Here is an 18,660-nt window from a genome sequence, read left to right as displayed (position 1 = left end):
CCCTCTCCGGACACTCCCTCCTCCGAACACTCCCTCTCCGACCACTCCCCCTCCCCCAGCGAAAGGCGACCGATGATCGTCCGTACCTTCGACGAGCTCGACGGCACCGAGCGGCATGTGAGGGCCGCGTCCGGCACCTGGGAGAGCCGGCGCATCGTCCTCGCCCGCGAGCGCGTCGGGTTCTCCCTCCACGAGACGGTGCTGTACGCGGGGACCGAGACCTCCATGTGGTACGCGAACCACGTCGAGGCCGTGGTCTGCACCGCCGGCGAGGCCGAGCTCACCGACCACGAGACGGGCCGCACGTACACGATCCTGCCCGGAACCATGTACCTGCTCGACGGCCACGAGCGGCACTCCCTCAAGGTCAAGCAGGACTTCCGCTGCCTCTGCGTCTTCAACCCGCCGGTCACCGGCCGCGAGGACCACGACGCGAACGGCGTCTACCCGCTCCTCACCGAGCCCGGCCAGGACTGAGCCGGCAGGCCGGCCCACACCCCCGTAAGAACAGCAGAGAAAGGAAGGCACCCGCCCTCATGACCTCCGCACCCACCCGTCCCGTCGACCTCTACCCCACCCGCGGCCCCGAGGAGGTGCTGATCGGCCGCAAGGACCCCGTCGTCTGGTCCTCCCCCGGCACGCCCGGTCCCTTCTGGGCCCGCGAACTGGAGGACTTCGAGCGCGACGGCTTCGCCACGGTCGACGAACTCGTCGCCCCGGACGAGGTCGTGGACCTCCGCGCCGAGCTGGACCGGCTCCTCGCCGACCCGGAGGTACGGCAGGACGAGCGGGCCGTCGTCGAACCCCGCTCGCAGGAGATCCGCTCCGTCTTCGAGGTGCACCGGATCAGTCCGGTCTTCGCCCGGCTGGCCGCCGATCCGCGAGTCGTGGGGCGCGCCCGCCAGATCCTCGGCTCCGACGTGTACGTCCACCAGTCGCGGGTCAACGTCAAGCCCGGCTTCGGCGCCAGTGGCTTCTACTGGCACTCCGACTTCGAGACCTGGCACGCCGAGGACGGCCTGCCGCGCATGCGGACCGTCTCGGTCTCGATCGCGCTCACCCCGAACCACACCACCAACGGCAGCCTCATGATCATGCCGGGTTCGCACCGGACCTTCCTGGGCTGCGCGGGCGAGACGCCCCGCGACAACTACAAGCAGTCGCTGCGGATGCAGGACGCCGGGACGCCGTCCCACGCCGCCCTCACCACCTTCGCCGACGCCTGCGGCATCCGTCACTTCACCGGCCCGGCCGGATCGGCGACCTGGTTCGACTGCAACGCGCTGCACGGCTCGGGCGACAACATCACCCCGTATCCGCGCAGCAACGTGTTCCTGGTGTTCAACAGCGTCGAGAACGCGCCGGAGGCCCCGTTCGCCGCTCCGGTCCGGCGACCCTCCTTCATCGCCGCGCGGGAGCTCACCCCCGTCGGCTGATCCCCCGGGCCCTCGCGCCCTCACGCCCTCGTCGCTTCCCCCCTCACCCTCCCCCATCGATGAAGAGGACGGTCATGCCCAGTCCCGCTCCGCTCGACCGCCGCGGCTTTCTCACCAGATCCGTACGGCTCGGCGCCGCACTCTCCGTGGCGGCCGGCCTCGCCGTGACGGGCTGCAGCCGCACCCAGGCCGGGACGGGGGCACCGAAGGACGACGCCGAGCTCCTGGCCCGGCTCCGCGAACGGGGCTTCGTCCGGGTGGGGTTCGCCGGCGAGGCACCGTACGGGTTCCGCGACGGCGACGAGCTCGCCGGCGAGGCCCCGACACTGCACCGGGAGATCTTCACGTCGCTGGGCGTACCGGAACTGCGGCCGACGCTCACGGAGTTCGGCACGCTGATACCCGGGCTGCTCGCCGACCGGTTCGACGTGGTCAGCGCGGGCATGTCGATCACTCCCGAGCGGTGCGCCAAGGTGATCTTCTCGGAGCCGGAGTTCGTCTCCCCCACCGCGCTGCTGGTCCGCGAGGGCAACCCCAAGGGGCTGACCGACTTCGCGTCCTGCGCGGCGAAGGGCGCCACGGTGGGCGTGCTGTCCGCCGCGGTGGAGGCCTCGTACGCCAAGGCGGCGGGCGTTCCCGACGGGGCCGTGAAGACGCTGGCCAAGCAGCAGGACGGTCTGGACGCGCTGCTCGCGGACCGGATCGACGCCTTCGCGCTCACCGGCATCTCGCTGCGCTGGCTCGCGCGGACCAACCGGCACGCCGCCGTGGAGGTGGCCGCCCCGTTCTTCCCGGAGATCGACGGCGTACGGCAGTTCAGCGCGGGCGGCGCCGTGTTCCGGCCGGGGGCTAAGGGGCTGCGGGACGCCTTCGACCGCGAGCTCGCGAAGATCACCGGTGCCCCGGCCCGCTATGTGGAGCTCATCGGCCGCTACGGCTTCACCGAGCGCGAGGTCCCGCCCCGTTCCCTGCGCACCGCCGACCTGTGCGCGGCCTGAGCGGGTGGCCGGCATGACCGAGTTCCCGACCCGGCTCGCCACCGGCCTCGGCGAGCCGTCGGCCGACGGCCTCCCCGAGCGCTTCGCCACGGACTTCCTACCGGAGGTCCGGCAGGCGCTGCCCCGGCTCGGCGAGGGGCTCCTCGTCACCGTGGAGGCGACGGTGCTGGGGGCGGCGGCCGCCCTCGTCCTCGCCTACGCGCTCGGGCTGCTGTCGCGCTCCGCCCGGTGGCCCGTACGCGGCGGGGCGCGGGTCGTCGTCGAGTTCTTCCGCGGCACCTCGCTGTACGTGCAGTTGTTCTGGCTGTTCTTCGCGCTGCCCATCCTCGGCTTCCGCCTGGAGCCCCTGGCCTGCGCCGTCCTCGCGCTGGGACTCAACTACGGGGCGTACGGCGCCGAGGTGGTGCGCGGGGCGATCGCGGCGGTGCCCCGCGCGCAGAGCGAGGCGGCCGTCGCGCTGGGCATGGGGCCGGGGCTGCGGCTGCGCCGCGTCATCCTGCCGCAGGCGCACGCGTTGATGGTCGCCCCGTTCAAGAACCTGCTCGTCCAGCTGCTCAAGGCGACGCCGCTGCTCTCCCTGGTGACGGTGCCGGATCTGACCTTCGAGATCGACCAGCTGCGGTCCGCGACGGGCGACACGGCGGCGGCGTACCTGCTGCTCCTCGTGGTGTACGGGGCTCTGGCGATGGTCCTGAGCCTGCTGATGAACGCGCTGGAGCGGGCCGCGAAGGCCCGGCTCGGGCAGGGCGGGGGTGCGTGATGTGGGACGGGGAAGCGGCATGGGCCGCACTGCCCGCCGTGCTGAAGGGCTTCGGCGTCACGCTGGCCGCGACCGTGCTCGGGTTCGCCGTGGCGGCGGTCCTCGGGCTCGTCCTCGCCCTGGTCCAGCGCGCCGGACCCCGGTGGCTGGCCCTGCCGGTGAGCGGGGCGGCCGCGTTCGTCCGCTCGACACCGCTGCTGGTGCAGCTCTTCGCGGCCTGGGTGCTGGTGCCCGCCCTGGACGCGCTCACGCTCGGCGTCCTGGTCCTGGGCGTCCACTACGCGACGTATCTCTCCGAGGTGTACCGGACGGGCATCGACGCCGTACCGAAGAGCCAGTGGGAGGCGTGCACGGCGCTCTCGCTGCCGCGCCGGCGGGTGTGGCGCGCGGTCGTGCTGCCGCAGGCGGTGCGCAAGGTGCTGCCGCCGCTGGGCAACTACGCCGTCTCCATGTTCAAGGAGACGCCTCTGCTGTCGGTGATCACGGTGCACGAGATGGTGCACGAGGCGAACACCTTCGGCAGCACCCACTTCGCCTATCTGGAGAGCCTCACCCTGGCCGCCGCGGTGTTCCTGCTCGCGAGCTGGCCCACGTCCCTGCTGGTACGCCGACTGGAGGCACGCCTTGCCCGCTGAGACATCCGTCCCCGACGCGGTCCGCTTCGACCGGGTGACGAAACGGTACGGGGAGCACACCGTGCTCGACGGGCTCGACCTGACGGTCGGGCGCGGCGAACGCGTGACGCTGATCGGGCCGAGCGGCTCGGGCAAGACGACGATCCTGCGGCTGCTCATGACGCTGGAGCGGGTGACCGACGGAATCATCTACGTGGACGGCGAGCCCTACTCCCACATGCCGGGCGGGCCGGACGGCCCGCTGGTGCCCGCGAGCGAGCGCCGGCTGACGGAGCGGCGGCGCGGAATCGGCATGGTGTTCCAGCAGTTCAACCTCTTTCCCCACATGACCGTGCTGGAGAACATCGTCGAGGCGCCCGTGCACGTGCTGGGCGAGAGCAGGGAGGAGGCGGAGAAGCGGGCCCGGGACCTGCTGGACCTGGTCGGTCTCGCCGACCGGGCCGGCGCGCGGCCCACCCGTCTCTCCGGCGGCCAGCAGCAGCGGGTGGCGATCGCCCGCGCGCTCGCGATGCGGCCCGGGATCCTGCTCCTCGACGAGGTGACGTCGGCGCTCGACCCCGAGCTGGTGGCGGAAGTGCTCGACGTGCTGCGGGACGTCGCGCACGGCAGCGACATCACCCTGCTGTGCGTGACGCACGAGATGGGGTTCGCGCGGGACGTGTCGGACCGGATCCTGATGTTCGACCGGGGACGGGTCGTGGAGTCGGGGCGCGCCGACGAACTCCTCGACGCGCCCGCGCACGACCGGACGAGGGCGTTCCTCCGCACGGTGCGATGACGCGCCCCTGAGCATCCCGGCCGGTCGGGTCCCGGCCGGGGTGCTCAGCCCTCGCCGGAGCCGTCGGCGAGCATGCCCGCGCGCAGGCGGTTCAGCGAGCGGGCCAGCAGCCTGGAGACGTGCATCTGGGAGACGCCGACCCGCTTGCCGATCTCGGCCTGGGTCAGCTCCTCCACGAACCGGAGGTGCAGGATGAGCCGTTCGCGCTCGTCGAGGAGTTCCATGAGCGGGGCGAGCGTGTGGAAGTCCTCGAAGAGTTCCAGGGCCGGGTCCTCCTCGCCGAGGAAGTCGGCGAGGGAGGCGTCCGCATCCGCGTCGGCGCCGTCGAGCACGGCGTCGAGGGAGGCGGAGTGGTAGCCGTTCGAGGCGATCTGGGCCTCGATCACCTCCTCCTCCGACAGCTCCATCGTCTCCGCGAGCTCCGAGACGCGCGGTGACCTGCCGAGCCGCGAGCCGAGCTCCTCGTTCGCCTTGGCGAGTTCGACCCGCGCCTCCTGGAGCCGGCGCGGGACGTGCACCGCCCAGGTGGTGTCACGGAAGAAACGCTTGATCTCGCCGACGATGTACGGCACGGCGAAGGTCGCGAACTCCACCTCGCGCGTCAGGTCGAAACGGTCGATCGCCTTGATCAGGCCGATGGTCCCGACCTGGACGATGTCCTCCATCTCGTCACCGCGGGCCCTGAACCGCCCGGCGGCGTACCGGACCAGCGACGTGTTCATCTCGATCAGGGTGTTGCGGGCGTACTGGTGCCCCTCCGTGCCCTCCTCCCGCACGGCCAGTTCCCGAAGGAACATCTTCGACAGGGCACGAGCGTCCTGGGGCGCGACCTCGTGCGGGGTCTCCAGCAGGGGCAGCTCACCCGCCTCGCTCCCCACGTACGTCGTCGTCACCTTGGCCACCTCGGTGCGCACGGGGACAACCTCCTGTCGCTCGCGGAACGTTCGCCTGCCGGTGCTTGTTCGGGGTGCGCCTACCCGGACTCGGCGAGGGCACACGCCCCGTTCGCGCGCGCCGGTAGTGCTCCCGTGCGCTGGTCGCCAGGGTGCGCGTGCCGTAGAGGCGGGTGGCGCTCCGTGACCATGCTGGAGCGATGACGAAGCATCAGCGGCGGGGCAAGGCGGCGGTCGTCGGCGGGAGTTAGGCGGGGTGGTGGCCGCACGGGTCCTGGCGGACTTCTTCGACGAGGTCGTCCTGCTCGAACCCTGCGGCGCTCCCGGGGTGTCGTACCGCGGGGGTGACACCGGGGGTACGGGCGGGGACGCGGGCGAGGGTGCGGAGCCGGCGGCCGATCTGGTGGTCGACGCCTCGGGCCGGTCCAGCGTCCAGGAAGCCACGTACCGCTACACCAACGTCGACAACCGCTGGCGGCCGTACCACCTGGTCAAGGACTGGCCCGACCGGCTCCTCGCGATGGGCGACGCGGTCTGCGTCTTCAACCCGGTGTACGGGCAGGGGCTCACCGTGGCCGCGATGGAGGCCGACCTGCTCGGCCGGATGCTGGCCCGGCGGCGCACCTCGGGCCGGACGCTCGACAGGGCCGCGCGCGACTTCCAAAGGCGGGTCGGCCGGATGCTGCTCACCCCCTGGACGCTGTCGACCAACTCGGACCTGATGTGGAACCCGCGTCAGCAGCCGGCGGGCGCCCGGTTCGCGCACTGGTACAACAGCCGGCTGTTCCGGGTGGCGGTGCGGGACGCGGCCGTGTGGTCGCGGTTCGTACGGGTCGTCAACATGACCGCGTCACCGGCGGTGCTGTTCCATCCCGTTGTGGCGGCGAAGGTACTGGCCACGGCCTTCACGACCTCGCCGGGCGGAAGCTGACCGCGTTCGCGTACGCCCCGGGCCGCGCCCTCCCCGTTACGGGAGGGGCGCGGCCGACGTCGTGTCACGGGGTGCCGCGAGCGCGCCGAGGTAGGCGTCGAGCAGCTCGACCTGATGCTCGGGGGTGAACTCCGCGGGGGCGAACAGCGCCTGCACCACCAGGCCGAGGGCGAAGGACTGGGCGCCCGCGGCGATGCTCCCCGGGTCGCCGGGCGGCAGTTCGCCGAGGTCCTGCGCCGCGGCGACCCGTTCGGCCAGCCGGACGCGGCTGCGGCCGTACTTCCCGGCGTAGTCCTCGGTGAGGGCCGGGTCGGCGAGGGCCGTGTCCCAGGAGGAGACCCAGATACGGTTGCTCGCAGTGGCCTCGGCGGTCAGCGGCAGGATGTCGAGCAGGGCGCTCCGCAAGGCGGACAGACCCTGGCCGGAGGCGCGCCGGGGGCGGGCGGCGGTCCGCTCGTCCAGGAGGTCGAGGGCGTGCACGACCAGGTCGCGCTTGGCCGGGAAGTAGTGGGTGAGCAGGCCCGTGGTGGCGCCGAGCTCGGCGGCGACGGCGCGCATGGTCAGGCCCCGGAACCCGTGCGCGGCGAGGACGCGCCAGACGGCCTCCGAGACGTCGCGTCGGCGGGCTTCATGGTCCCCCTTGGTGCGTGGCATGCTGCTACGGTACATAACCGTAACGCTTGTTGTGTGAATGGGGTCACCATGTTCTCCCTCCCGCTGCGGGACGGCGCCACGCTCCGTCCGCTCGAGCTCCGGCACGCCGAGGAGTTCGCCGCCCACATGGACCGGGCGCGCGAGCACATCCGGCCGTGGGTCGGGGCGGGGTTCCTCTCCTCCGACGTCGAGGGCGCGCGGGCCACCCTGCGCCGCTACGCCGAGCGCCAGGCCGGGGACGGCGCGCGCCTGTTCGGCATCTGGCTCGACGGCACGCTGGTCGGCGGCGTGATGTTCACCGACTTCTCGACCGCGACGGAGCTGTGCGAGGTCGGCTGCTGGCTGGAGCCCGCCGCCGAGGGCAAGGGCCTGATCACCCCGGCCTGCGAGATCCTCCTGGACTGGGCCCTCGTCGAGCGCGGCGCCCACCGCGCGGAATGGCACTGCCGCGCCGACAACGCCCGCAGCGCGGCGGTCGCGAAGCGCCTCGGCATGACGCTGGAGGGCGTGAACCGCGAAACCTGGGCGTACGGCGGCACGCGGCACGACAAGCAGGTGTGGGCGGTGCTCGCGCCGGAGTGGCGGGCGCGTCGGGGGCTGTAGGAACGGGCGAGGGCCTTGCTCGTGAACCGGCCGTTGGTGACCAAGACCACGACGTCGCCGTGCTGGACGGGGCGCCCGGTGCCGTTGAGGACGTGCAGGTCCGGCGCCCCGACCGCGGCGCCGGCCAGACCGGCCCTGCGGTGCTTGCACTGGATGACCCACAGCCGGCCGAAGGGGTCGGTGGCCTTCACATCGGCGCCGTTGTCCCCGGCGCCGCCGACCCGGATCGTCCGGGGACAGCCGTCGCGGCGCATGAGATCCCGTACGGGTGCCTCGAACTGCCGGTGGTGCAGGGCATCGATCTGCGGCAGCACGAACCGCAGCCCCTGATCCCGCACCCTGTTCCGCCGTGCCGTCTCCCTCCTCCGATACACCCAAGCCCCACCGGCCGTCGCGGCGGCGAGCAGGAGCACGATCAGCGTCCAGGGATGAGCGGCCAGCCACCGCAGGGCACCGGCGACGAGCGTCCACACCACCGCCAGGAGCAGAAGGAACAGCCCGGCCCGCTCCCAGCCGGCGGCCCTCCTCGGCCGACGGGCGGCCGTGCCGCGCCGGGCGGGCCGACGGGACCGGGTCCGGGCACGAGACCGACGCCCGCCCGGGCGGGACCGGGTGGTCACGATCCGGCCCTCGTCACACGGGGCCGCTCGCGGGAGCGGCCCCGTACGCGCGTGGAGCGGACGTCAGCTGGTGAGTGAGAAGGCCTCGCCGTAGACGCTCCAGTAGAGCGGCGTGTTGAGTTCGAAGTTGCCCTCGTTGAGGAAGCGGCGCTGGGCCGTGCTGACCCGGGTGGTGTCGCTGTGCGCCTCCTCCCGGCGCATCTCCTCCTCGCGGGCGTCGAGGAAGGCGTTCAGGTACGCGCGCTCGTCGCCGCCCTTGGAGGGCGGGAGGGCGCGGGAGAGGGCGACCGAGCGGATGCTGCGGAAGCCGTCCTCGCCGTGCATCACGGCGGCGTCGTAGTAGGCGAACTGGCCGAGGGCCCGCAGGCCGTCCTGCTTGGCCTGGGAGACCGCCGGGTTGAAGTAGACGCGGTCGCGCTCCTCCTCCTGGGTCTGCTGGAACACCGCGTCCTGGGCGGCCTGGCGCCAGGCGTTCGGGAAGCCGGGGTCGAGCCCCTGGTGGGAGTCGGTCCCGTTCACGGCGCGCAGGGCGTTCAGGTAGGGGGCGAGCGGGTTGGACGGCTTCTTGGCCGTGTAGCGCTCGACCAGGTCGAGCATGTCGCCGGTGCCGGAGCAGAAGCCGATGATGCCGGCGGTGTAGCCGCGCCCGTCGCCGATGTCCTCGATGTAGGAGAACTGGGCGCGCCAGTCGAGGGAGGAGTTCTCGAAGGTGGAGACCAGCTTCATCGCGACCTCCTTCTTGCGGGGGTCGTCGAGGTTGGTGCCGGTGGTCGGCGGCGTGCCGCCGGAGCCGTACGCCTCCACCTCCCAGAGCGAGTAGCCGTACGTGGTGGCGCGCTTGGTGCCGAAGACGCGCAGGTAGCGGCCGGTGCCGTCGACGGCGAGGTCGTCGGTGCCGCCGTCGCCGGTGGTCGTGGCGTAGACCTGGCGCCAGGTGGAGCCGTCGTCGGACAGCTCGACGCGGTACGCCTTGGCGTAGGCGGCCTCCCACTTGAGGACGACGCGCTTCACCGTGGTCGAGGGCCCGAGGTCGACCCGTATCCACTGGTTGTCCACGCCTTCGGCGCTGCCCCAGCGGGTGGAGGTGGATCCGTCGACGGCCTTGGCGCCGCTGAGCGTGCTGCTCTCGGTGGTCGAGGTGGTGACCGGCCGACCCTGGGCGAGGTTGCCGGCGGCCGCGGTGGCACTCGTCAGGCCGGACACGGCGGGGAGCAGGACACCGGTGGCCGCGGCGACGACGAGCGCGGCCAGACGGCGGCGCCGGAGTGCGTTGATCGTGGGGGGCATGTCGCTCCATCTGTGTGGTGGGAGGACTGAGGGGAGTCTCGGCGCCCGAGACTAATAGGAAAGGTTCCTAACTTTCTGTGAGGCGAGAGCGAGAGTAGGGCGCGGCCTTCGGCGGCGCAAGAGGTCCGACAGGAAGGGGAGTTGGGACGGCGTCGGGGGCGGTGCGGGCGAGCGGGTGCGTCTCCGCCCGCCGGTCTGGCGGACGTGCCTCTCCGGGCCCCGCCCATCGGGCGCTTGACCTGGGAAAACCGTGCACCGCACACTGACCCGACCCCAGGGGGGGTTCAGGAGAGGGGAAGCGCATGACCACCGTCGAGGCCTACGAGGACCGCTGCGAGCAGCTGTTCCACGCCGGAGGGAACGCGGCCGTACGACGGGCCGCGCAGGAGGGGCTCGACGCGCTCGGCCCGCAGGCCGACCTGTACTGCTGGCTCGCGCTCGGGCACGCCGTCGAGGACGAGGACGATCACGACGACGAGGCCGAGAAGGCCTTCCATGCCGGACTCGCACGCGAGCCCGACCACCTCGGACTCCTCGCCGGATACGCCGAACTCTGCCTGCGCTCCGACTCCTTCGACCACCCCGGACGAGCCGGCCGGGCCGTCACGCTGTCCCGCCGACTGAAGGAGCTGGCGCCGGAGTCCGCCGAGGCGGAGCGACTGGTGAAAGCCGAACGCTGGGCGCGCCGGGGCTACTGGGACGACATACGCATGCAGGCGGCCGTCAAGGCCGTCGCCAGGCGGGACACCGAGGCTCAGGCCCGGGCCCTCGCCGAGGACCTCAGGGCGGGTGGCCCGGATGCGGTGCACGCCGTCGACCCCGCGAGCCCCGGCTACCGCGCGGTCGCCGTCCGGGCCGCGACCTTTGAGGCCCTGTCCGGCACATGGAACGCGCCCGTGCGGTTCCTCGGCCGTTACCGTTCGGCCGCCTGGGCGATCTCCGTGGCGCTCTGCTTCGCCACCAACCGGGTTCTCCTCGCGACCGGAGTCGTGGACTCGTTCACCGTGTGGGGCGCCCTGTGGCTGCTTCCCGTGCTCCTCGTCGACCGGCGCTTCGCGGCGGTCCGCAAGGAGGCCGACGCCCGGCACGTGGCCCACCTGGAGACGGTGCTCGCCGAGCGGCGCTGAGGAGCCGCCTCGGGCGCGGGGCGTGCGGTGAAGTACCGGCTGGTCCTCGACTTGCGGTCCGGCGGATAGGGTCGCCGATGGCGTGCCGGAGGGGCTCGCGCGGTGCGGGCGGGAGTGGTGGAGGGGTCATGGAGCGGGCCGTCATCCTGGGTGGAAGGCCACGGCCGACCTCGCCCAGCCGCACGTCGAGGGCCCGTACCCGCCCGGCTACCGCCTGCTGCGGTGGGCGGGCGACCGGATCACCGAGGCCTCCCGTCGTCGACGCCGCCGTCAACACGACGTACATGAACGTGGTCCACATGGTCGAGCACCCGCGCGCGCTCACGCGTCCCGGCCTGCTGCTGCGTGCCGCGCGGGTCCTGCTGGACGGGCGGGCGTGAGCGGGGCCCGGGCCGCGCTGGTGCTGCGCCCGTGGGAGGACGGTGACGCCGAGACCCTCGTACGGCACCATGGCGACCCGGCCATGCGGCGCTGGCTCGCCACGCATCTCGACTCGGTGGAGCAGGCGCGGGCGTGGATCGCGGAGCAGCGCCGGGGGCGGGAGGCCGGTTCGCGGGCCGCGTTCGCGGTGGTCGAGGCGGCGGACGGCGGCACCGTATTGGGTGAACCGGTCGGGCACCTCGCCCTGACGGCCGTGGCGGGTGCCGTGCGCGTCGGCTACTGGACGGCTGCCTCGGCGCGCGGGCGCGGGATCGCCTCCCGCGCGCTGGCCCTGGCCGCCGGGTGGGCCCGCGACGCGGCGGACAGTCCGTTCGCGGGCGCCCGGCTGGAGCTGGTGCACGCGGTCGGCAACGACGCCTCGTGCCGCACCGCCCTCTCCGGCGGCTTCCGCGCGGAGGGTGACCTGCCGGCGGCCCCGCCGGAGCGGCCGCGGGCGATGCACGTACACGTACACGTGCGCATGGACGACGGGCGCTGAGCTCCCGGTCCGCTTCCCCCCCCCCGGCACGACGGCGGCCCCCGCCGCATGGGGTGCGGGCGGGGGCCGGTGCGGGTCAGCCCTGGCGGGCCTTGGAGCGGGGGTCCTTCTTGTTGATCACGTACGTCCTGCCGCGACGGCGGACGACCTGGGCCCCGGGCTTCGCCTTCAGGGCGTGGAGGGAGTTGCGTACCTTCATCGTCAGCGGACCTCGCGGAACTCGACGTGTGCCGCCACGACCGGGTCGTACTTGCGCAGGACCAGACGGTCGGGGTCGTTCTGGCGGTTCTTCCTGGTCACGTAAGTGACGCCGGTACCGGCGGTGGACCGGAGGGTGACGACCGGGCGCTGGGTGGTGCGGGCCATGCTGTGCTCCTTCCGGCCGACAGGCCCCGAGATCTTTTGAGTCGGGCATGTCAGCTTCGCTCGGTGTAACAGGGCAACGGGGCCCCGCATTCCCTCTTCTTGCAAAGCTCTTGCTCTTACGAGTAATAAGCAAGAAGCTATGCGAGTCCTTACGTCCGTTCGCCCAGGACCCGGAGCCCGTCATGCCCAGACTGCTGCCCGACGCCGGACCGCAGCGCGTCATCGCCGCCTCCAATCTCGTCAACACGATGGGCAGCGGGCTGTACCTCACCGCCGGTGTCCTGTACTTCACCCAGGCGGTGCACCTCCCGGCGGCCCAGGTCGGGCTCGGGCTCGGGGCCGCCGGGCTCGTGTCGCTGGCCGTCGGGATCGCCGTCGGGCATCTCGCGGACCGGCGCGAGGCACGGGGTGTGTACGCGGTCACGCTCGTGGTGCGGGCCGCGGCGACCGGGGGATTCCTGTTCGCCGACCGGCTGTGGCTCTTCGTCCTGACGATCTCCGCGGCCGGCGCCGCGCAGGCCGCCGGCCTCGCCGCGCGCAGCCCGATCATCCGGCGATACGGCGGTGACCGGCCGCAGGAGTTCCGGGCCTATCTGCGGGCGGTCACCAACGTCGGCATCTCGCTGGGCGCGCTGGTCGCGGGGTGGGTGGTCCAGGTCGGCACCCTCACGGCGTACCAGCTCCTGATCGTCGGCACCACCGTCGCCTTCGCCGCCTCGGCGGTCGCGCTCCTCCCCCTCCCGCCGGTGCCGCCCGTGCCCGCGGCCGGCGGTCCCCGCCGGCTCGCGCTCAAGGACCGGCCCTACCTCCTGATCACCGCCATCGACGGTGTCATGGCCGTCCAGTTCAAGGTGCTCACCGTGGCGATCCCGCTGTGGCTGGTGGAGGCGACGAGCGCGCCGCGCTGGCTCATCGGCGGCACGATGCTGGTCAACACGGTCATCGTGATCGCCCTCCAGGTGCGGGCCAGCCGCGGCATCGACTCGCCCGCCGCCGGAGCGCGGGCCTACCGCCGGGCCGGGGTCGCCTTCCTGGTGTCCTGCGCGCTCGTCTCCCTCGCCGCCGGGACCCCCGCGTGGGCGGCGGCCGCGCTCGTCCTGACCGCCGTGGTCGTCCACACCGTGGGCGAACTGTGGCACGCGGCCGCGGGCTTCGAGCTCTCCTTCGCGCTCGCGCCCGAGCACGCCACCGGGCAGTACCTCGGCGTCTTCGGCCTCGGCGCCGGACTCGCCGAAGGCTTCGGTCCGGCCCTGCTCATCGCGCTGTGCATCAGCTGGGGACGCCCCGGCTGGTACGTCGCCGGGGCGATGTTCGCCCTCACCGGCCTCGCCGCCCCGCTCGCCGTCCGGTGGGCGCGACGGACCCGGACCGGCGACGGCGCGCTCACGCCCCCGGTGCCGCCGAGGCCCCGAGCGGGTGTTCCCCAGGGCGGTTCGTGACCCCCCTGGCCAGGACGGCGGAGCTGCCGAGGACCGTGCCGGCCGGGCCCGCGTCCGTCGTACGCGCCAGCACCGTGCGCTGCCCGAGGAACGCCGAGGTCTTCCGGTCGAAGATCCACTGGGTCTGTTCGCCCCGGGCGGTACGGGCCACGGCGACGCCCTCGCGGCCCGCCGCGTCCCTCGCGGACGGCAGCACGGTCGTCCCCGGGATCCGCGCCGCGGCCCCGTACAGCGCGGCCGTCACCTCCGGGGGCGCCCAGGTCTCGCTGAGCAGCGTGCCGATGGCGGTGAAGGCCCTCTGGTCCGGATCGCCGCCGCCGGTGGTGCGGGTCTGCGCGTAGACGAGGCTCAGCAGGGTCTCCGGGTCGGTCGGCAGAGAGGCGACATACGTGTGGGTCGGGTCCGTGACCGACGCCGTCGGGGCACCGCCCTCGGCCAGGCGGGGCGTGGCGCCCCGGTGGTCGAGCGTGTAGACGGGGGCCCGGACACCGAGCGGGCTGTCCGGCGCGCCCTGTTCGCGCAGCAGGCCCTCGCGGCTGCCGTCGGCGGAGAGCCAGACCTGGCGCCGGTGCGCCGGCGGCAGCGTGGCGGGGCCGCCGGCCGCGCTCCGGGCGGCGTACGCGACCAGGCTCTCGATGTACACGAACTGCTCGGGGCGCGCCTCGGCCCGCGGACTCGCCGCCGCCGCGAGCGCGGCCCGCGTCAGGATCTGGTCGGCCCCGGGCGCGGCGGCCCCGGCACGCGGGGTGGGCGCGGGCGGGGCGGGCGACTCGCCGACGACCACGGTCAGGGCGACCGCGGTCACGGCGACGGTGCAGGCCACCGCCGGGAGCGCGAAGCGCGGGACGCGGCGACGCCCACGGAGGGGGCGGGGCCCCTCGGCCGCGTTCAGGATCCGGTGCTTGAGCACCTGGTGGCGCAGCGGCGGCAGGTCCGGCACCTCGGGAGGCGGCAGCAGACCCGCGAGCTCGGCGCGGAGGGCATCGTCGGCGGGGGTGTTCACAGCGAGTTCTCCGGGGCGGATCGGCGCGCGAGGGCGGGGGCGGGGACAGGGGCGGAAGCGAGGGTGGCGACGGGAACGCGGGGGATGGTGGTGCGGGCGGATGGTGCTGCGGCCGGGGTGACGGGAGCGGTGGCGGCGACGGCTTGGGCGGGGTGGGCGGGGTGGGCGTCGGCCGACGCGGTCCGGGCGGGGCGGGCGTCAGCCGACGCCGTCCGGACGGGGCCGGCATCGGCCGACGCGGTCCGGGCAGGGCCGGCACCAGCCGACTCGGTCCGGGCGAGGCCCGCATCGGCCGACGCGGTCCGGGCAGGGCCGGCATCAGCCAGCGCGGCCCGGCCGGAGCCGGTCCGCGGACCCGCGCTCCCACCCACCCCGCCGCCCCGCCGCGCCTTCCGTACCGCCTTCAATTCCGCCTCGGCCAGCGTCCGGAGCCGGTCGCGGGCGCGGGAGAGGCGGGAGCGGACCGTGCCGATCGGGATGTCCAGGGCCTCGCCGGCCGCCGCGTAGTCGAGGCCGGCCCACACGACGAGGGCGAAGACCTCGCGGTCGCGGCGGCGCAGGCGCTTGAGGGCGGCGCGGGCGGCGGTCAGTTGTTCCGTGTCGTACAGCCGGGTCACGACGTCGTCGGCGAAGTCCGGGAGTACGCCGCGGTCGGCGAGCCGGGCCAGGGCCGTGTCGCGGCGGCGGGCCTCGCGGGCGGTGCTGCGCAGGATGTTGGTCGCGATGCCGAGCAGCCAGGGGCGCAGGCCGTCGCCGTCGGGGCGCAGGCGCTCGCGGCAGCGCCAGGCCTCCAGGAAGGTGGCGGAGACGACATCCTCGGCGGCCGCCTGGTCGCCGCAGACGCGCATCGCGTACCGGAACAGGACCTGCGCGTGCTCGTCGTAGGCCTCGCCGAGTGCCGTGGTGTCCCCGGCACGGAAACGATTCCTCATAGGTGATTCCACATGGAGTACTGGGCGCTGGTTCGCCCGGGTTCCCGTGACCTGCGCCACATCCGCCCCACCGCTCCCCCTCGTGTGGCGCAGGTCACGGGAACGGGGCCCGTCCTTCCGCCCAGTGCTGATCATGAACAACATCACGCAGAAGCGCACGACCCGCCGGACCCTGCTGCGCGGGCTCACCCTCGCCGCCGCCGGCACCTGCCTCCCCGCCGCCGTGGCCCACGCCGCCACCCCGGCCGCCGCCGCGACCCCCACCACCGAGACGTACACGCTGACGCTCACTCATCTCGGGCGCACCGGCGCGCCGACCGCCGACTACACCACCTACGTGGTCGGCGTCTCCGGCGCGGCCGCCGCGGTCAAGGAGAAGATCACCGAGTCGCCCGCGACCGTCACCCTCCAGGTCCCCAAGGGGCGTTATCTGCTGCACTCCTCGATCAACGTGTACGACCCGCGGATCGAGACGGACTGGATCGTCCAGCCGCGGCTGGACGTGGACGGCGACACGACCGTCGTCTTCGACGCGCGGACGGCCGAGCCCGTCGACATCCTGCCGCCGGAGGCCGGGGCCGGGTACCGGCTGGGCGGCACGTTCGTCGAGGTCTCCCACGAGGGCGGCACCGCGTTCGCGAGCATCGTCAACTCCACCCCGTACCTGCGGACGGCGCACCTGGGCCCGGCGGCCGAGCCGGGTTCGGTGCGGCAGTGGTTCGACACGTACTGGAAGGGCGAGAAGCAGGGGTACGCCCTCGGCTACACCTTCACGTCCGACCGCGCGCTGACCGGTATCGTCCGACACCCGAAGGCCGCCGAGCTGGGCACCCTCACGGTCCGCGCCGTCGTGCCGGAGACCGGTGGGGGGTACGGGTTCCTCGACCTGTCGCCGGTCGGTGACACCGCCGTGTCCCTGCCCCATCCGTTCCAGGTCCCGGGCTCCACCACGTTCCTGATCACCCCCGACCGCGGTGCCTGGGACCTCCTCTACAGCGCCCCCACCGCCTCCGAGGAGGCCACGCCGAACCGGTACGGCGCGTCCGGGGTGCGCGTGCGGGCGGGCGCCACCACGCTCGTCACCTTCGACGGCCCGGTCTTCGGCCCCGCTCTCGACCCGGCACCGGGCGCCAAGCCGGCCGGCCTGCGCACCGGCAACACGCTCGCCCTCGACCTGGCCCTGCTCGCGGACGGCGACGGGCATCGGCCGAGCGCGCCCCTGTTCGAGGGCGCGACCACCACCCTGCACCGCAACGGCGTGCTCGTCGGCACCCGGCGCGGCACACCGGGGCGGGCGGAGTTCACGGTGCCGTCCGCCCGCGGCGACTACCGTCTCTCCACCACGGCCGCCCGTCCGGGCGGCCGGGTCACGGCGGCCTGGACCTTCACCTCGGCGGCGACCGCCGCTCCCGCCGAACTCCCACTCAGCGTGGTCCGTTTCACCCCGGAGCTGCGGCCGGACGGCACCGCCGCGCCGTACACCACCTCGCTCGTGCCGGTGACCGTGCAGGGGGCGGCCTCGGCGACGGGTCTCCGGTGCCTGACCGTCTCGCTCTCCACCGACGCCGGGACCACCTGGAACCGGGTGCCGATGGTCGGGGGCCTCGCCTCCGTGCGGACGCCCGCGCCGGGCGGCACGGTGTCACTGCGCGCCGAACTGACGGACGCCGTCGGCAACACGCTCACCCAGACGCAGATCGGCGCGTACCGGGTGACCGCCGCCTGATCCCGCGCGGCGGCCGAGCGGGTCACCAGCCCGCTCGGCCGTCACCGGGTCATGGGCGTACGGGTCAGCTCTCGTCGCCGATGACGTCCAGCCGCATCGCCGCGAGCCGCTCGGGCTCCGCGATCACCTCGATGCCGGTGATCAGACCGTCCGTCACGGCGAAGGTGAGGACCAGGGCCAGGCGGCCCATGGGCGCCATCGCCAGGCCCACCGTGCCGTCGACGAGCGCCAGGCCGGTGAAGCGGGCGCGGCCCATCGCGGCCATCGCGCCCTGCGCGACGGTGTGGCCGCCCGTGACGACGATCGGCTCGGGCGTCGGGATGACCCGGCGGTCGGCGTGGAGCACGACGTCCGGGTGGAGCAGGGCGACCAGGGCGGCGAAGTCGCCGCCGCGGGTCGCGGCCAGGAAGGCGTCGACGACGCTGCGCCGCCGTGCCAGGTCGGCGGCCCCCGCCGGGGCCGGGGCGGCGCCGCCCTTCACCCGGCGGCGGGCGCGGCTGGCGAGCTGGCGTACGGCGGCCGTGTTGCGGTCGAGGAGGGGGGCGATGTCCTCGAAGGGGACGGCGAACATGTCGTGCAGGACGAAGGCGAGGCGCTCGGCGGGGGCGAGCGTGTCGAGCACGACGAGGAGGGCGACGCCGACGGAGTCGGCCATCAGGGCCTCCTCCTCGGGGTCGCGGCCGGGCCGGTCGGGCTCCGTCTCGCGCAGCAGGTCGTCGAGGGCGTCCTCACGGCGCCGGTCCCGGGACCTGAGCATGTTCAGGCAGACCCGGGAGACGACGGTGGTGAGCCAGCCGCCGAGGTTGTCGACGCCGTCGATGCCGGCGGCGTTCGCCCGCAGCCAGGCTTCCTGGAGGGCGTCCTCGGCCTCGGCGAGCGAGCCGAGCATGCGGTAGGCCACCGCTCTCAGATGGCTCCGGTCCTGCTCGAACCGCCGGGTGAGCAGCTCGCTGTCGTCCTTCTTGTCCATGGTCCCCCGCTTCTCGATCCCCGCCGGACGTTCATGATCACGTCCGATCGGCAGAACGCATCATGGCAGCCGAGGTGTTCACTCCTCCGGGACGGGGGTGCCCTGGTGGTAGTACATGCGCCAGCCCGCCTGTCCCTCCCCGGCAGCGTCGGCTTCCGTCTTGCGCCAGAGGGAGCTGCGGTGCGCGCGCCGGCCGTCGATGAGCGTCTCGTAGGTGACATGGACGAGGCCGGGCGCGAGGAGCACGCCGCGCAGGCCGGAGGGCTCGTACCGCGGGCCGTCCTGTGTGCCGCCGTCGAGATCGGGGAGCGCGGCGAGCATCTCCTCGTACGTCCAGCGCCGTCCGGAGGCGCCGACCTCGACGAACGCGGGGTCGAGGAGGCGGCGGGCCTCGGCGGCGGAGACCCGGGCGGCGGGGTCCATGAGGCGTAGTTCGCCGGCGAGGGCGGCGGCGATCGCGTCCTGTTCGCTTTCCTGGTGCATGCGTTCATCCTCTCCCGTCCGGGGGCCGTGCCCGAGGGAATTTCGTACCGATGGGTAGGCGGGCGGAGGCTCTTGCTATACCTTCCGTCTAATAGCTTGC

At 73.6% G+C, this 18,660-nt stretch carries 20 protein-coding genes and 3 pseudogenes; 12 read left to right on the top strand and 11 right to left on the bottom strand.

Features of this window, described 5'->3' with window-relative positions; all coding sequences use genetic code 11:
- The first annotated feature begins 72 nt into the window (after positions 1 to 72).
- From ACZ3ZE_RS22790 to ehuA, 6 genes are all read left to right on the top strand, one after another.
- Positions 73 to 477, top strand: coding sequence for an ectoine synthase (locus tag ACZ3ZE_RS22790; RefSeq protein ID WP_363290664.1), 405 nt, complete (start codon positions 73 to 75; stop codon positions 475 to 477).
- Between the two features lie 59 nt (positions 478 to 536).
- Positions 537 to 1,436 (top strand): ectoine hydroxylase, encoded by a 900-nt coding sequence (gene thpD, locus ACZ3ZE_RS22785; protein WP_361172560.1) that lies wholly within the window; start codon positions 537 to 539, stop codon positions 1,434 to 1,436.
- 74 nt (positions 1,437 to 1,510) lie between these two features.
- Complete coding sequence (ehuB, locus tag ACZ3ZE_RS22780; RefSeq protein WP_361172557.1) at positions 1,511 to 2,434, top strand: ectoine/hydroxyectoine ABC transporter substrate-binding protein EhuB; 924 nt, start codon at positions 1,511 to 1,513, stop codon at positions 2,432 to 2,434.
- A gap of 13 nt (positions 2,435 to 2,447) precedes the next feature.
- The gene (ehuC, locus tag ACZ3ZE_RS22775) at positions 2,448 to 3,194 is read left to right on the top strand and encodes an ectoine/hydroxyectoine ABC transporter permease subunit EhuC (RefSeq protein WP_442304509.1); all 747 of its coding nucleotides are present in this window, start codon (positions 2,448 to 2,450) and stop codon (positions 3,192 to 3,194) included.
- Entirely contained in the window at positions 3,194 to 3,829 is a 636-nt protein-coding gene (gene ehuD / locus ACZ3ZE_RS22770; protein WP_361172551.1) for an ectoine/hydroxyectoine ABC transporter permease subunit EhuD, read from the top strand. Before ehuC ends, ehuD begins: the two co-directional genes overlap by 1 nt.
- Positions 3,819 to 4,607: an ectoine/hydroxyectoine ABC transporter ATP-binding protein EhuA gene (ehuA, locus tag ACZ3ZE_RS22765; RefSeq protein WP_467260410.1), complete on the top strand. Its 789-nt coding sequence runs from the start codon at positions 3,819 to 3,821 to the stop codon at positions 4,605 to 4,607. The genes ehuD and ehuA overlap by 11 nt, the downstream gene beginning before the upstream one ends.
- A 44-nt stretch (positions 4,608 to 4,651) precedes the next feature.
- Here the strand turns inward: ehuA and ACZ3ZE_RS22760 are convergent, their stop codons facing one another.
- The gene (locus ACZ3ZE_RS22760; RefSeq protein ID WP_467260718.1) at positions 4,652 to 5,500 is read right to left on the bottom strand and encodes a SigB/SigF/SigG family RNA polymerase sigma factor; all 849 of its coding nucleotides are present in this window, start codon (positions 5,498 to 5,500) and stop codon (positions 4,652 to 4,654) included.
- Between the two features lie 259 nt (positions 5,501 to 5,759).
- Between ACZ3ZE_RS22760 and ACZ3ZE_RS22755 the strand changes: the two genes are divergently transcribed.
- Positions 5,760 to 6,431, top strand: coding sequence for an NAD(P)/FAD-dependent oxidoreductase (locus ACZ3ZE_RS22755; RefSeq protein WP_467260408.1), 672 nt, complete (start codon positions 5,760 to 5,762; stop codon positions 6,429 to 6,431).
- A 36-nt stretch (positions 6,432 to 6,467) separates the two neighbouring features.
- On the opposite strand, the gene ACZ3ZE_RS22750 is transcribed toward ACZ3ZE_RS22755, so the two are convergent.
- Positions 6,468 to 7,085: a TetR/AcrR family transcriptional regulator gene (locus ACZ3ZE_RS22750; RefSeq protein ID WP_363290669.1), complete on the bottom strand. Its 618-nt coding sequence runs from the start codon at positions 7,083 to 7,085 to the stop codon at positions 6,468 to 6,470.
- Between the two features lie 48 nt (positions 7,086 to 7,133).
- On the opposite strand from ACZ3ZE_RS22750, the gene ACZ3ZE_RS22745 reads away from it, so the two are divergent.
- On the top strand, positions 7,134 to 7,688 hold the full coding sequence (locus tag ACZ3ZE_RS22745; protein WP_361172881.1) for a GNAT family N-acetyltransferase: 555 nt from the start codon (positions 7,134 to 7,136) through the stop codon (positions 7,686 to 7,688).
- 17 nt (positions 7,689 to 7,705) lie between these two features.
- Here ACZ3ZE_RS22745 and ACZ3ZE_RS22740 read toward each other — a convergent pair.
- From ACZ3ZE_RS22740 to ACZ3ZE_RS22730, 3 pseudogenes are all read right to left on the bottom strand, one after another.
- Positions 7,706 to 8,002: pseudogene (locus tag ACZ3ZE_RS22740) on the bottom strand (restriction endonuclease); the annotation flags it as partial.
- 369 nt (positions 8,003 to 8,371) lie between these two features.
- A pseudogene (locus ACZ3ZE_RS22735) lies at positions 8,372 to 9,067 on the bottom strand (chitosanase); the annotation flags it as partial.
- Positions 9,068 to 9,124: 57 nt separating this feature from the next.
- Positions 9,125 to 9,595: pseudogene (locus ACZ3ZE_RS22730) on the bottom strand (discoidin domain-containing protein); the annotation flags it as partial.
- Between the two features lie 302 nt (positions 9,596 to 9,897).
- Here ACZ3ZE_RS22730 and ACZ3ZE_RS22725 point away from each other — a divergent pair.
- The gene (locus ACZ3ZE_RS22725) at positions 9,898 to 10,722 is read left to right on the top strand and encodes a hypothetical protein (protein WP_467260405.1); all 825 of its coding nucleotides are present in this window, start codon (positions 9,898 to 9,900) and stop codon (positions 10,720 to 10,722) included.
- Between the two features lie 376 nt (positions 10,723 to 11,098).
- Positions 11,099 to 11,641 (top strand): GNAT family N-acetyltransferase, encoded by a 543-nt coding sequence (locus ACZ3ZE_RS22720; protein ID WP_361172530.1) that lies wholly within the window; start codon positions 11,099 to 11,101, stop codon positions 11,639 to 11,641.
- A 76-nt stretch (positions 11,642 to 11,717) separates the two neighbouring features.
- Here ACZ3ZE_RS22720 and ykgO read toward each other — a convergent pair whose 3' ends face one another.
- Complete coding sequence (gene ykgO, locus ACZ3ZE_RS22715) at positions 11,718 to 11,840, bottom strand: type B 50S ribosomal protein L36 (RefSeq protein ID WP_329427399.1); 123 nt, start codon at positions 11,838 to 11,840, stop codon at positions 11,718 to 11,720.
- 2 nt (positions 11,841 to 11,842) lie between these two features.
- The gene (gene rpmG / locus ACZ3ZE_RS22710; RefSeq protein ID WP_046910080.1) at positions 11,843 to 12,007 is read right to left on the bottom strand and encodes a 50S ribosomal protein L33; all 165 of its coding nucleotides are present in this window, start codon (positions 12,005 to 12,007) and stop codon (positions 11,843 to 11,845) included.
- Positions 12,008 to 12,189: 182 nt separating this feature from the next.
- Here rpmG and ACZ3ZE_RS22705 point away from each other — a divergent pair, with 182 nt between their 5' ends.
- The gene (locus ACZ3ZE_RS22705) at positions 12,190 to 13,446 is read left to right on the top strand and encodes an MFS transporter (protein ID WP_361172526.1); all 1,257 of its coding nucleotides are present in this window, start codon (positions 12,190 to 12,192) and stop codon (positions 13,444 to 13,446) included.
- Here the strand turns inward: ACZ3ZE_RS22705 and ACZ3ZE_RS22700 are convergent.
- Positions 13,391 to 14,449 carry a CU044_5270 family protein gene (locus ACZ3ZE_RS22700; protein WP_467260402.1) on the bottom strand — a complete coding sequence of 353 codons (1,059 nt, stop codon included), beginning with the start codon at positions 14,447 to 14,449 and terminating at the stop codon, positions 13,391 to 13,393. The genes ACZ3ZE_RS22705 and ACZ3ZE_RS22700 overlap by 56 nt on opposite strands.
- Complete coding sequence (locus ACZ3ZE_RS22695; protein ID WP_467260399.1) at positions 14,446 to 15,381, bottom strand: RNA polymerase sigma factor; 936 nt, start codon at positions 15,379 to 15,381, stop codon at positions 14,446 to 14,448. Before ACZ3ZE_RS22695 ends, ACZ3ZE_RS22700 begins: the two co-directional genes overlap by 4 nt.
- Before the next feature lie 133 nt (positions 15,382 to 15,514).
- Here ACZ3ZE_RS22695 and ACZ3ZE_RS22690 point away from each other — a divergent pair, with 133 nt between their 5' ends.
- Positions 15,515 to 17,107, top strand: a complete 1,593-nt coding sequence (locus ACZ3ZE_RS22690; RefSeq protein WP_467260396.1) for a serine protease — start codon at positions 15,515 to 15,517, stop codon at positions 17,105 to 17,107.
- A 64-nt stretch (positions 17,108 to 17,171) separates the two neighbouring features.
- Here ACZ3ZE_RS22690 and ACZ3ZE_RS22685 read toward each other — a convergent pair whose 3' ends face one another.
- On the bottom strand, positions 17,172 to 18,077 hold the full coding sequence (locus tag ACZ3ZE_RS22685) for a sigma-70 family RNA polymerase sigma factor (RefSeq protein ID WP_361172514.1): 906 nt from the start codon (positions 18,075 to 18,077) through the stop codon (positions 17,172 to 17,174).
- A 78-nt stretch (positions 18,078 to 18,155) separates the two neighbouring features.
- Positions 18,156 to 18,560 (bottom strand): nuclear transport factor 2 family protein, encoded by a 405-nt coding sequence (locus tag ACZ3ZE_RS22680; RefSeq protein WP_467260393.1) that lies wholly within the window; start codon positions 18,558 to 18,560, stop codon positions 18,156 to 18,158.
- Between the last annotated feature and the right edge of the window lie 100 nt (positions 18,561 to 18,660).

Source organism: Streptomyces sp. NPDC023157, from assembly GCF_055560575.1.
The sequence above is the reverse complement of the archived record's forward strand: the minus strand, read 5'-3'. Positions and strand labels throughout refer to the sequence as shown.